This is a genomic window from Elusimicrobiota bacterium (assembly GCA_016218575.1).
Lineage (GTDB): Bacteria > Elusimicrobiota > Elusimicrobia > UBA1565 > UBA9628 > JACRDN01.
Window position 1 is genome coordinate 403,727 of record JACRDN010000019.1, and the last position, 12,459, is coordinate 416,185.

General features: G+C 62.8%; 12 protein-coding genes. 4 read left to right on the forward strand and 8 right to left on the reverse strand.

Features of this window, described 5'->3' with window-relative positions; all coding sequences use genetic code 11:
* Positions 1 to 32: 32 nt before the first annotated feature.
* On the reverse strand, positions 33 to 2,090 hold the full coding sequence (locus HY921_10070; protein MBI5631215.1) for a tetratricopeptide repeat protein: 2,058 nt from the start codon (positions 2,088 to 2,090) through the stop codon (positions 33 to 35).
* Positions 2,087 to 3,022 (reverse strand): TonB family protein, encoded by a 936-nt coding sequence (locus HY921_10075; GenBank protein ID MBI5631216.1) that lies wholly within the window; start codon positions 3,020 to 3,022, stop codon positions 2,087 to 2,089. Before HY921_10075 ends, HY921_10070 begins: the two co-directional genes overlap by 4 nt.
* A gap of 197 nt (positions 3,023 to 3,219) precedes the next feature.
* Here HY921_10075 and HY921_10080 point away from each other — a divergent pair, with 197 nt between their 5' ends.
* Positions 3,220 to 3,396: a hypothetical protein gene (locus tag HY921_10080; GenBank protein ID MBI5631217.1), complete on the forward strand. Its 177-nt coding sequence runs from the start codon at positions 3,220 to 3,222 to the stop codon at positions 3,394 to 3,396.
* Positions 3,397 to 3,487: 91 nt separating this feature from the next.
* On the opposite strand, the gene HY921_10085 is transcribed toward HY921_10080, so the two are convergent.
* Genes HY921_10085 through HY921_10095 form a run of 3 tightly spaced genes read right to left on the reverse strand, consistent with a single transcriptional unit; the run spans position 3,488 to position 5,644 of the window.
* Complete coding sequence (locus tag HY921_10085) at positions 3,488 to 4,426, reverse strand: transketolase family protein (protein MBI5631218.1); 939 nt, start codon at positions 4,424 to 4,426, stop codon at positions 3,488 to 3,490.
* Complete coding sequence (locus HY921_10090; GenBank protein ID MBI5631219.1) at positions 4,410 to 5,249, reverse strand: transketolase; 840 nt, start codon at positions 5,247 to 5,249, stop codon at positions 4,410 to 4,412. The genes HY921_10085 and HY921_10090 overlap by 17 nt, the downstream gene beginning before the upstream one ends.
* A gap of 44 nt (positions 5,250 to 5,293) precedes the next feature.
* Complete coding sequence (locus HY921_10095; GenBank protein ID MBI5631220.1) at positions 5,294 to 5,644, reverse strand: hypothetical protein; 351 nt, start codon at positions 5,642 to 5,644, stop codon at positions 5,294 to 5,296.
* Between the two features lie 57 nt (positions 5,645 to 5,701).
* On the opposite strand from HY921_10095, the gene HY921_10100 reads away from it, so the two are divergent.
* Genes HY921_10100 through upp form a run of 3 tightly spaced genes read left to right on the forward strand, consistent with a single transcriptional unit; the run spans position 5,702 to position 8,485 of the window.
* Positions 5,702 to 6,541: a purine-nucleoside phosphorylase gene (locus HY921_10100; protein ID MBI5631221.1), complete on the forward strand. Its 840-nt coding sequence runs from the start codon at positions 5,702 to 5,704 to the stop codon at positions 6,539 to 6,541.
* A complete protein-coding gene (locus HY921_10105) occupies positions 6,538 to 7,845 on the forward strand; it encodes a thymidine phosphorylase (protein ID MBI5631222.1) in 1,308 nt (435 codons plus the stop codon). Before HY921_10100 ends, HY921_10105 begins: the two co-directional genes overlap by 4 nt.
* Before the next feature lie 13 nt (positions 7,846 to 7,858).
* Positions 7,859 to 8,485, forward strand: a complete 627-nt coding sequence (gene upp / locus HY921_10110; GenBank protein MBI5631223.1) for a uracil phosphoribosyltransferase — start codon at positions 7,859 to 7,861, stop codon at positions 8,483 to 8,485.
* 1 nt (position 8,486) lies between these two features.
* Here upp and HY921_10115 read toward each other — a convergent pair whose 3' ends face one another.
* The 3 genes from HY921_10115 to HY921_10125 all read right to left on the reverse strand — a co-directional run bounded on the left by HY921_10115 (position 8,487) and on the right by HY921_10125 (position 12,438).
* A complete protein-coding gene (locus HY921_10115; GenBank protein ID MBI5631224.1) occupies positions 8,487 to 10,250 on the reverse strand; it encodes a CPBP family intramembrane metalloprotease in 1,764 nt (587 codons plus the stop codon).
* Between the two features lie 151 nt (positions 10,251 to 10,401).
* Positions 10,402 to 11,109: a Crp/Fnr family transcriptional regulator gene (locus HY921_10120; protein MBI5631225.1), complete on the reverse strand. Its 708-nt coding sequence runs from the start codon at positions 11,107 to 11,109 to the stop codon at positions 10,402 to 10,404.
* Between the two features lie 33 nt (positions 11,110 to 11,142).
* Complete coding sequence (locus HY921_10125) at positions 11,143 to 12,438, reverse strand: tetratricopeptide repeat protein (GenBank protein MBI5631226.1); 1,296 nt, start codon at positions 12,436 to 12,438, stop codon at positions 11,143 to 11,145.
* Between the last annotated feature and the right edge of the window lie 21 nt (positions 12,439 to 12,459).

Below are 12,459 nucleotides of genomic sequence, written 5' to 3' on the forward strand. Positions count from 1 at the left end.
AGGCCGGTCCTTTTCGCGCAAGGGCCGCTATTTCAATGAAGGGAAAGGAGAGCCTCCGCCCCTCCGGGCCGGGCCAATTTCTCGACGCGCTTGAACGCGGCGGCGTAAAGCGGCGAATCCTCTGGAGACAGGCGCGCGATTTCCTTGTACAAGCGCAGAGCCTGGTCGGCCTTGGAGTCGAGCTCGTAGAAAAGCCCGAGACGCATGAGGCCCTTGAGCCGGCTCGGGTCCTTGGCGGGCTTCTGGGACGCGAGGGCGGCGTAGGCCTTGCGGGCCTCGTCCTTTCGGCCCAGGGATTCCCTCAAAAGGCCTATTTGGTACCAGGCCCCGGGAGTTTCCTGGGAGGGCGGATAGCCCGAGACCGATTTTTCATAGGCGGCCAGGGCCTTCTCCTTATCCCCCAGTTTGGCCCGGGCCTTGGCCAGTCCCAGCCAAGCAGCGCGCGAAAGGGCGTTTTTGGGATGGCTCTTGAGAAACGCCAGCCAGGCTTGGGCGGCGCCTTGGTAGTCGCCCTTCTTGTACGACTGGGCCGCCGCCTCCAAGCGGACCGGGGCCGCGAGCGGGCTCTCCGGGTGGAGCTCGATGAGTTTGAAGAGATCGGGGTTCTCCTTGTCTTGCTGCCAATAGCAGGCGATCAGGAGTTCCTCCACTTCCCCCCGCCGCGAGTCCGCGGGGTTCTCCGCCAGGAATCTGCGGTAAAGAGGGATGGCCTGGGCCCAATCCTTGCGGTTGTATCGGACCTGGGCCTCCAGGAGCAGGGACTCCTTGGCGCCGGCTTTGCCTCCCGCCTGCCCCATCCGGCGGTACTCCGCCACGGCCTGCTCGGACGAGCGCATCTCGGTGTAAATTTGGCCCAACTGGAGATGGGTCTCGGCGGCATAAACCGAGTCCCGGTTTTTCTCGAGGAGCTCCTCGAAGGCGGCCACGGCCTCCTGGAGTCGGCCGAGGCGCTTGAGCGAGAGCCCGGCTTGGTACAGAGCGAGCGAGGCTTGAGGGTGGGCCGGGTGTTTTCCAGCGAAGGCGAGGTAGCGCGCCCCGGCCTCGGCGAGCCTGCGCCGGCCGTAGAGCAGATGCGCCTCGGCGAGCTCTAGAGGAGGGGTGAGCTCGGCCAGGCCGGCGGCTTTGGCCTCATGGGCGGCGGCGGCGAGCGCCGCCTGGGCCCCCGGGATGTCCCCCCGCCTCTCGCGCCGGCGCGCCACGGCGGCCCAGGCATAGGCCTTGGCGGACGAGGAGGTGCTGAGCCTCAAGACCAGCTCGTAATGCTCCTCGGCCGCGCCGTCCATTCCCAGCTTCTCCTCGGCCGCCGCCCTCCAGAGAAGCGCGGAAGCGGTCCACTGGCTCGAGAGTTCCCCATGTCCGGGCAGGGGAAGGGCCTCGAGCAATTCCTGGTGACGTCCGAGCGCGAATAGGCTTGCGCCCAACAGGTAGCGCGCCTGGGCCTTGAGCTCCGGGCTCGGGCTTTGCCTGGCCGCGAACTCCAGGATTTTCGCGGCCTGGGCGGCCCGGCCCAGTCGCAGGTGCAGGGCCGCGGCCAGGACCCGGATCTCGTCCTTGGCCCGGTGGGCCGGGAAATTGCCGGCGAATTCCCGGCAGAGCTGGAGGGCTTCCTCCGCCGCACCTTGCTTGACCGCGGCCTGTATGCGCCCGAGGAGCGGCTCGGGGGTTTCGGAGGCTTCAAGAGGCTCCTCGAGGGAGGGCTGCGGCTTCTTGTCGAGGTCCGGGGCAAGCTGGTCGAGGAGCGCGCGGCCCTTGAGGGTCCAGGGCGAGTCGGGATAGCGGCTGAGCAGAATCTCGAGATGCTCCCTAGCCGCCTTGTAGTTGCGCTCCCGCGCGGCCAGCTCGGCGCTGCGGTAAAGATCGAGGGCCATGACCTGGTCCTGGGGATTCATGAGCATAGTGCTCGAGCGCAGGGAATCTCGGAAAGTTTCCCGCGCGCCCGAGAAGTCTCCGTGCTGGTACTTAAGCTCTCCCATCACGGCCGAGGCTTCCATGCGCAGGCTCTGCCAAGTCTCGGCTTGTATGGCTGTCGGCCGATAGACCGCCAGCGTGATCGCGAATATTATGAGAGCTTCCTCCGGGCATGTCTTCATGAGATGAGAAATCGGAAAGTGACCACGCCCCAAGGCTGGGCCGTTTCGGAAGCCCGGCTGTTGCGGGGCTCGAATTTCCATAGCCTCAAGGCGTCCAGGGCTCGGCGGTCCACCTCGGGAAATCCCGAGGTTTTCTTGATGACGGCCCCTCTTTTGACGCTGCCGTCCTCGCGGACTTGGAATTTGATCTCGACCGAGACCTCGAGGCCTCTTCGCGCCAGCCACTCCGGGCTTTCGGGCACGGCCCTCTTGAGCAGGCGCCGGCTGCCCAAGGGCCCATCCAAGGACCAACTGACGGCGTCAAGCCCGGCAGGGCCGCCGTACCTGTCTCCCTTGGGGATTGCGTTGGGAAAATCCGTAAGCGCGCCTTCGCCGGCGTCCGGCGTTTCGGCCGGCTCTCCGGTAACGACACCGCGGCCAGACGCAGGCTCCTGCGGAGCCTGCGTCAAAGCTGTTTCCGGCTCCTTGAGTGCTGCGAGCTCCTGGGATATCTCGGCCTTGCGCAGGGCCTCTCTGGCTTGGGCTTGGGCCCGGCGCTCGGCCATGAGGCGGACTTGTTCGCGGATTTCGGCTGCCCGCAGAGCCCGCATCTCGTTCTCGCGCGCCAGGCGCTCCTGCCTCAGCGCGGAAAGGAGCCTTCTCCTTTCCGCGCTAAGAGGATGGGTTTTTTGAGAGATCTTTCCGCCCCGCTTGAGGTTGAGCGGCGAGCGGGGCTTCGGCGCGGCGGCGACTGGAGCCAACTGCGGCTGGGCTTGGGGAGCTTCCGGAGGAAGCGCCGCCGCCAGCTCGATGGGGAGCGAGCTTTCCGGGGCGCGCTGGGGCGGCCCGTCCCAGCGCAGGCCCTTGCCGGCGCAAAGAGCGCAGAGGTGCAGGGCCAAGGCCAGGATCAGGAATGAGAAATCCCGCGTTTTCTCGTCATCGAGAAGTTCCATGGGAACCTCTATTAGCATACCGGAAGAGGACCCCCTACGACAGGGCCTTAGGTCCCCCCCTCCTGGTAGGCCCTACGGCCCCTGTAACAATCATTTAAAACCTCGGAAACATTATTTCAACACGGGAATGTTAAAAATGCAGTGCCGAGATGTTCAAGGCGCCGCAACGGCGCCAAGGACATTTCAAAATGTCGAGGATGACAACAGTGATCAATGTCTTGGAAGTAAGCCGCCAGTATCAGAACGAGTGGGTGGTGTTGGACAGGCGCCTCAACATCCTGGACCACGGGCCGGACTTAGCGCTTCTGTGGGACAAATACGGCGAAATATCCGGCAGGCTCACGTTTTATTTCGCCTCGGGGATGCTGCCGTGATCGAGGCTGAGGCCGGGCTCTTCGCCGCGATCTTCGCGGGGGTCGTGCTTTCCTTCCTGACCTGGGAGCAGTGGAGGCGCTGGGAAAGGGATTAGAGGTTCTTGAGGCAGGCCTCAACGATATGGGCCGAGGACAGGCCGTACTTGGCGTAGAGCTGCTCGCAAGAGCCGGACTCTCCGAAGTCATGGGCGCCTAGCCTCAGGACCGGGACTCCCAGCCCGAGCTCGGCCGCGGCCTCGCACACCGCACTTCCGAGCCCCCCGTTGACGTTGTGGTCCTCCACCGTGACCAGTCGCTGGCTGTCCGAGGCGGCCCGGGCCACGGCTTCGCGATCGAAGGGCTTGAGGCTGCAGGCGTTGACCACTCGGACGCTAAATCCCCGGGCCAGAAGCTCCCGGCCCGCTTTCAATGCGTGAGGAACGGGTCCGCCGCTTGCGAAAATCGTGGCCTGGAAATGCTTGGGTTTGGCATCCGGCTCCCAGAGGACGTCGGCCTTGCCGGGCTGGAAGCGGTAATCCGGGGCGTGGCAATCCTCCATTTTTTGTCTAGTGAGGCGCAAATACACCGGCCCTTCGTGGGCGATCATCCACTCCACGGCTTGCCTGGTCTCGAGCGCGTCCGCGGGCTGGAGAATCGTCATGTGCGGCAGGGCCCTCAAGGCGCCCACGTCCTCCAAGCCCATTTGGGAGTTGCCGTCTTCGCCGATCCCGAGCCCCGCGTGGGTGCCCACGAGCTTCAAATTGGTGCGGTTGTAGGCGGCCGAGACCCGGATGGTTTCCAGGCGTCCCGCGAGGAAACAGGCGAAACTCGTCACCACGGGGATTTTTCCGCACAGGGCCATCCCGGCCCCGATCCCGATCATGTTCTGCTCGGCGATGCCCAGCTCGAAATGCCGCTCGGGGTATTTCTTGGCGAAGGCTGAAGTCATGGTGGACTTGGAGAGGTCCGCGTCCAGAACCACGAGGTTGGGCTTTTTCTCGCCCAGGGCGAGGAGGGCTTCTCCGAAGGCTTCCCTAGTGGCTTTCGCCATTGTGAATTTCCCCGACCGCCCTGTCGGCCTCTTCCTTTTTAGGGGCCACGCCGTGCCAGCCGATGTTGTGCTCCATGAAGGAGACTCCCTTGCCCTTGATGGTCTTGGCAAGTATGGCCTGGGGCTTGCCCTTCCCCTGCCGGGCCCGCGTTAGGGCGGCCTCAATCTGCCCCAGGTCATGGCCATCTATGGCTTGGGTTTCCCACTGGAAGCTCTCGAACTTGTCCTTGAGGGGCTCGATGTCCATGACTTCATTGACGGGGCCGTCTATCTGTCCGTTGTTCTGGTCCACGATGGCGATCAAGTTGTCGAGCTTGAACTTGGGGGCCGACATGATGGCTTCCCAGCACTGCCCCTCCTGGAGCTCTCCGTCACCCAGGACGCAGTAGGTCCGGTAGTCCTTCTTGTCGAGTTTGCCGGAGAGGGCCATGCCGGTGGCCATGGAGAGCCCCTGGCCCAAAGAGCCCGTGGAAACCTCGATGCCGGGAAGTCTTAGACGGTCCGGGTGGCCCTGCAAGGGGCTGCCGAACTTGCGCAAGGTCATCAAATTCTCTTTTGGAAAGTATCCGGCATGCGCCATCACCGCGTACAGGGCCGGGCAGCCGTGGCCTTTGGAGAGAATCACCCGGTCCCGATCCGGCCAGGCCGGGTTCTTGGGGTCGTGGTTGAGGAACTTGGCGTAGAGCACGACCAAGACGTCTATGATGGAAAGGGAGCCGCCCGGATGCCCGCTTCCCGCAGCCTCGATCATCCGTATGATGTCGGCGCGCAAATGGCGGGTCAGGGCTTTGAGGTCCGTCGCGCTGGCGGTCGAGGCGGGCACGAGCCTATTTTATTAAATTAGCGGGACCCACGCAACTTGGGGGCTCAAGCCTTCTTGCGTAGGCTCGGTTTGGGCAGGAGCTGCTTCTTTACGCGGCTTTTGACTGGACGGGCTTGGGCGCGGGCCGGGGCTTTCCTGCGCTTGGCCTGGGCTTTGGGCGCGGTCTTGGTGGTGGGAACCGTTGGGGCGGGAGAGGCGCTTACGCTGTCCTTGAGTTCCTCCGGCGCGGCCTGGGGCTCCGGCGTCCGGCCGGTCCCCCAATGCCGGTAGGCCTGCAAGCCGATGGCCCCCACGAAAACCCCGATCAAGGCCACATCGAGGGCCAGGAAGGCTCTCCAGAATTTCGATTTTTTCCGCGCGCAATCGCCTTGATTCTGGATCTGCATGGGCTTCATTTATCCATATCCGGCCCCGAATCGTCAAGTCAAATTTGCTAGAGTAATCGCGCAGTTATGGACGCCGACAAATACCTCGAGCAGATCCGCGCAGCGCGCGAGCGCATACTGGCGCTTTCTCCCGGAGCCGGCCCCGTCGCGGGAGTGATCCTGGGCAGCGGCCTCTCGAGCGCCGTTCCTCCCCTCGAGGAGTCCCGCGCCATTTCCTGTTCGGAAATCCCGGGATTTCCGCGGGCCACCGTGGCCGGGCACGAGGGCAAGCTCATCCTTGGGCGCTATCGCGGCTCCCAGGTCGCGGTCCTCCAAGGCCGCTTCCATTATTACGAGGGCCACTCCATGGCAGCCGTCGCCCTTCCGGTGCGGGTCCTGGCGAGTTTGGGGCTCAAGACCTTGATCCTGACCTCGGCTGTGGGCTCGGTGCGTCCCGCGCTCAAGCCGGGCCATTTGGCCGTGCTCAAGGACCATATCAATTTGATGGGTGCTAACCCCTTGCGCGGCTTCCACCAGGCTCCCTTCGGCGAGATGTTCCCGGATCTGGCCGACGCCTACGACTTCGCCCTGCGCCGCCGGGCCATGGCCGCGTGCCGCAAAAGAAAAATCCCGGCTCGGGAAGGGATCTACCTGGCTGTAAGCGGGCCGTCCTATGAGACCCCGGCCGAGATCCGCGCCTTCCGCAGGTTCGGCGCCGACGTGGTGGGCATGTCCGTGGTCCCCGAGGTTCTTGTGGCCCGCCAGCAAGGCGTCAAGGTCCTGGCCTTGTGCTGGGTCTCCAACATGGCCAGCGGTCTCACGGCCTCGGCGCTGAGCCATCCCGAGGTGCTGGCTTTGGGGCAAAAGATGTCCGGGAAACTGGCCCCTGTCATTGAAGAGCTCCTAAAAAGCCTCCCCTCGCGATGAGGCTGCTCGATCTCATCGCCAAGAAGCGCGACGGCGGGCGCCACGGCGCCGAGGAGCTCCGCTTCATCGCCGAGGCCGCGGCGCGGGGCTCGGCTCCCGACTACCAGCTTTCGGCCTGGCTCATGGCCGTGTGCTGCAGGGGCATGAGCCGGGCCGAGGCAGTGGCCCTGACTTGGGAAATGGCGGCCTCCGGCCGCCGGCTCGACCTTGGCCGTCTCAGCGCTCCGGCCGTGGACAAGCATTCGACGGGCGGCGTCGGAGACGGCGTCTCCATCGCTTTGGCCCCTCTTCTGGCCTCGGCGGGTCTGGCCGTTCCCATGATGTCCGGCCGGGGACTGGGGCATACCGGAGGCACCCTCGACAAGCTAGAGTCCATCCCGGGCTTCAAGGTCCGCTTGAGCGTGCCGGAGATCGAGCGGCAGGTTTCCAAGATCGGAGTCTGCATGTTCGGCCAAAGCGAGGATTTGGCCCCCGCCGACCGCAAGCTCTACCATTTGCGCGACGTCACGGCCACCATCCCCTGCCTGCCCTTGATCGTCTCGAGCATACTCTCGAAGAAGGCCGCCGAGGATTTAGACGCCTTGGTCCTCGACGTGAAGTTCGGCTCTGGCGCGATTTTCAAGGATCCTGGAGAGGCTCAGGGCCTGGCCAAGGCCTTGGTCGCCACGGCCAAGCTTTTGGGAATCAAGACCGTGGCCCTTTTGACGGACATGGAGCAGCCCCTGGGGCGTTCTATCGGCAACGCCCTCGAGATCCGCCAGGCCGTCGAGGTTTTGCGCGGGGACAAAGGCGCGTCCGATTATTTGGAATGCCTTCTGGCCCTGGGAAGCTGGATGGTCTATCTCGGCGGAGCCTCTCGGAGCCTCGAGGAGGCGCGCGGAGTCCTCGAGGCCCGCTTGAGCGACGGCCGCGCCCTCGAGGCGTTTAGGCGCATGGTCCGTGCCCAGGGAGGCGACCCCCGGGTGGCCGATGATTTCGGCGTTCTTCCCAAGGCCGCGGCTTCTTCGCCCGCGCCCGCGCCCCGCTCTGGCTACGTGCGGCGGCTGGATGCGCGCGGCGTGGGCGAGGCGGCCGTGCTCTTGGGGGCCGGCCGGCAAGTGATGGACGATACGCTCGACTATGGCGCGGGAATTTATTTGGAGAAGAAGGTCGGGGACCGCGTGAGCTCCGGAGAGACCGTGGCCCGGCTCTACGGAGGAGACGACGCCAAGCTCGAGAAGGCCCGCGAGCGTTTTTTGTCGGGCCTCGAGATTGGGGCGTCGCGCCCCAAGCGCCGTCCCTTGATACGGAGGATACTCAGATGAACGGAGTGCCGTCATGACGGCGCGGCTGACGGTCTGCGAGCACCCCTTGGCCCGTGAGAAGCTTGCCCGCCTGCGCGACAAGCACACCTTGCCCCATGAATTCCGCGCGCTTATGGCCGAGATGGGGGCCATCCTCGGCTACGAGGCACTGCGCGGGCTGCGCACCCGCAAAACCATGGTCCAGACCCCCCTGCGCAGCGCCTCGGCAGAGTACTCTGACCAGCCCATTGCCTTGGTGGCCGTGCTGCGGGCTGGGCTGGGGCTGCTGCCCGGGCTCTTGAACTTGGTCCCGGACGCGCGCATCGGCCATGTCGGGCTTTACCGCAACGAGGCGACCTTAAATCCCGTGCGCTACTACGTCCGCCTGCCTCGGGAGATCAGCGATTCCTTCGTTATTCTCTGTGATCCCATGCTCGCCACCGGGGGCTCGGCCGTGGAGGCTTTGCGCATCTTGAAGACCGACGGAGCCCGGCAGATCGCCTTGGTCACCGTGCTCGCCGCCAAGGCCGGGGTCAGGCGCGTGCAGGAGGTCCACCCCGACGTTCCCATCTACACCGCGGCCGTCGACTCCCAGCTCAACAAGTCCGGCTACATCGTGCCGGGTCTGGGCGATGCTGGAGACAGGCTGTTCGGGACTTGAATTAACTGATCTTTCGTTCTACCGTTCGTGTCGGAACATTTCGCGCGGCAAGCTTTTGGACTGTCGAGGTAACGGTGGAAAGTGTAATTAGTATGGCGTTGCTCAAGGTGTGGACTAGTGAAGCCATGAGGTATCCCTGTGTTAGAGCGACATACCCGAATAGCATTCCTCCAATAAAACGCGGCATTGAAGGGCCATAGCCGTGCACTCTCGCGAAAATGATGGAGCTAAAGACGCTGGCCAGAAGCGTGGCGGGCAGCATGGGCGTGGACAGCATCCCCGTTAGGAGCCAGAGAGTTCCTCCCATCAAGCCCAACCTGAAAATGAGCTCCTCGAGCCAAGCCATGAGAGGCAGCAAGGGATAAAGAACCAGGGGCGGGATGTCGTTAATCGGGCTGAAAAACTTATGGTACCTCTCTTTATTCAATAGAGAAATAAAGGTCAATCCAACGTTCACGAGAGCCCAGGGAAGGGCCTGGGCCAGCCACGAGCCTGTGACATGCGTTGTCGTGAGCAGGCTCCATCTGAAGGCTGTCGGCAACGGCGCGAATATCAGATTTGAAAGGGCGTCAAAGGCCGACAGCATGATTAAAGAAAACCCGATCGCGCCGACGAACTTGGCTGCTATGGAGCTTTCCTCGTATTGCACGGCAGCCAATTTCTTTTCCGCGGCTGAAATAAATTCAACGGAATTTTTGAAAGTTCCCTGAGAGAGGCCCATCAGCGCTCCGGACAGCTTATCCATCAACTCTTGGACCTTATCTGGCCTGTGGGATGACGAAGTTTGCGTAATACGATTTAAAACCGCGAAGATCAATTTTTCAAATGCCTTTATTGTGGTCGTGTACTGCCCATCTCTGGCATTCCTGATCGGATCCAGGTTGTCCGCCAATGTCATCAATCTGCTTTCCAAGGGAGGTGGCATCATTTTCAACCGATCCATGAGGGTCATATCGTCGCTTAACGCCGTTAAGCCGTTGGCGAAATTGGCTGCGGCGTATTTCAGCAAAGCCACTTCATCATTGAGCGGTCCTCGCGAAGACTTCGGGGCCCTTGGATTATCGGTAAACGGATTCCTAAAATCAAGCCTCGTAGAACGGCCGTTGCTTGTCAATGGAACAATGGAACTCGCGGCTTCCAAAATGTCCCCTCTCGCTCTTCGGCCTGGCCTGGAAAGCCGAAACCGAGAGGCGGCTCTATTCGAGGGAAACGCCGCGTTTTGTCGCTTGAATTCATCCGATTTCTCTACTGCCAGGCTTCCATCATAAAGTCGGCGAAAACCTTGTGTTACAGCGCCTTTACCGGCGTCAGGAGATTGAAGGAATTGGAGAGACTCCTCGACTGCGGCAAGCTCGGCCCGCTCGGCCGCACGAACGGCTCTCAAACCGCGATGATCCCCTGCATTATTTCTCGATGGCCGCCATTCGGTTCGGTCAATCTGGCCTCTTCTGCCCGTGGTAGGACTGTTACGAATGGCCGCTTGCGGCACGTGGACAGTTTTAGGTTTTGGTGTTGTTTTCCGTTCGATGCCAGTCCTTATTTCCTTCATAGGTTCCGTGTCGCCGGTTTCGGAAGAGAACGTGGAGGGTTTGCCAGTATTAACCGAAATATTTCCTCTCAGGGGAACAACGACGGGAGGAGCGGCAGTTCCCCGGCTTTTTACATTGTTGGCAGCGAAGCTGGATCGTGAGTAAAACCCCGAGGCAGCGTAAAAAAGAGAAAAAAACAAAAAGATCCCTGAGAATTTCGATCTTTGGATGTTCATCGTTGTCTCCGATAGCCGCCAATGTTAAAATAGGTTCATGAAGTATTGGCTGAAAATGGGAATGCCGTCAGGGTCCTTTGGGGTACTTGGGGTAGGACCTCAGGTCCAAACAAAGGGCCTATAAATATTGCCCTATGGACCTACCTGGGGTTTAATTGGCCGCGCCCGCGATCAGCTTGAGCCGGGACTCATCGAGGAGGAGGAGGTCTTTTCGCCTCTTGCCGATGATGCCCTTGAGCTCGAAGGCCCTGAGCAGGCGCACCGCCGTCTCCACGGTGAGGCCCGCCATCTCGGCCAAGTCCTTGCGCTTGATCCCCCCCACCACGGCGCAGGGCCTGCCCGGCTTTCCCATGCGCAGCAAGATGTCCGCCATGCGGCCCTTGGCCGGCTTGAAGGCGATGTCTCGGGCCTTGTTCTCCCCCCGGCGCACGTCCCGGGCGAGTTCGCGCAGGAGGGCCATGGAGGCTTGGGGGAAGCGCGAAAGAAAATCGCGGAAGGTCGGCTCTTCGACCGCGCAGACGACGCTTTCGTTCAAGGCCTCCGCGGTTCCGGTGTAGGGGCCCTCGCGGGCGAGCAAGGTCACGTGGCCCAGGAGGTCCCCGGGAGATTCGATGCGCGTGATGAGTTGCTGCCCCGTCCTGCTGGATTTGAAGATCTTGACATTTCCCGAGCAGACCACGAAGACGCCTTGGGGGCCGGCCCCCTCGTGAAAGATGGGCTGGCCGGCCTTGAAGCGGTGGGCCAGGCGCATCCGGCGCCAGGCGTTCCTGGCCGGCTTATCGCCGAGGAGCTCGTAAAGGCAGTTTTTCCTGTGGGGACACCACCGGCAATCGGGGGCGTCTCTCTTGGTGAAAGGCATTCCCCGAGCATAACATATTGGCCCGGAACGGTTTTAGCGGGAGGCGCGCAGACCCTGGCGGTAGCCCGTCAGGACGCTGTTGAACCCAGGCAGGTCCCGGACGGGCTCGAGTTCCGCGTCGGTTCGGGCCAGCAGCATGTATTTTCTGAGCTCGCTTGAGGAGACCGAGCTCTTGAAGGCTTGGCTCAAGGCGCGCATCGAGTCGTTGTAGCGGCCGAGCACCGAGTAGGCCAGGGCCAACTGGTAGTGGGCCGAGGCGTTGATGGGTAGCTCCTGTATGGAGCGGTTCAAGTCCTTTATGGCTGCCTCGGACAGGCCGAGCTTGTTGCGGCAAGTCCCCATCCTCTCGTAGACGAAGGCGACCTGGCTTGGGCTGAGTATTCCGGAGCCGCGCTGCAGCTCGAGGGTCTTCTCGTAGCCGGCCAGGGCCTGCCTGAAGTGAACGAAGCGGTACTCCGCGTTGGCGGCCTGGAGTTCGCCCGCCACGGCCTGATCCTGCGCGCGCAGGGCGGCCTTGGTCGGCTCCTCGCGGGCATCGCGCACGGAGTCCTTCAGGTCCGGTCCCAAGGCTGGCTTTTGGCCGTTTTGGGCGACCAAGGTCTTGCCAGGTTCGGCGGTTTTGGGAGCCTCGTATTCCTTTAGCACCTCCTGATGGGCCGGGCTTTGCAGCATCACGGAGAAAGCAGGATCGGTCTTGATCATCTCGATGAGCTCGCTTTGCTTGCCCAGAAGCCTGGCGCGCTCGAGGCTGATGCGCAGGTTCGAGCTCGACTTGGCGATCTCGCCCGTCTTGTAGCGCAGTCGCGCGGCGTAAAGCGGGATCATGGGCTTGTTGGGGGCCATCATGAAGGCCTTGCGGTAGGCCTCGATGGCTTTCTCGTACTGCCCCAGGGCCTCGTGGCAGAGGGCCAGGCCATAGTAGAGCTGGTAGGGCTGCTGCAAAGAGTCGAGTCCCGGATCCAGGACCAGGGCCTTGCCGTATGCGGCGACGGTGAGCCTGGCGTCCTCCTGGTCTGCGGTCTCCGGTTTTCCCCCCGCGAAGCCGCGCTGATAGTAGGAATAGCCCAGGAGGAAGTAGGACGCGCTCGAGGGCTTGAGCCTGAGCGCGGACTTGAACTCCCCGATGGCCAAGGTGTAGTCCCCCTGGTCGAGCCCATCGAGGCCCTTGCGGACATGGGCTTGAGAGAGGTCCGCAGGAGCAGGTTTAAGCGATTTCGCCAGGCGCGCCCGGCCTTTAGCCGCCCGGCGCGGGGCCCGACGGGCCGCCTGAAGCGGGGAAGCCGCCAGGACCGCGATCAAGGCCAGCGCCATCCGCCGCGAAGTTTCCATTGGGTTCCATAGTGTATCAGC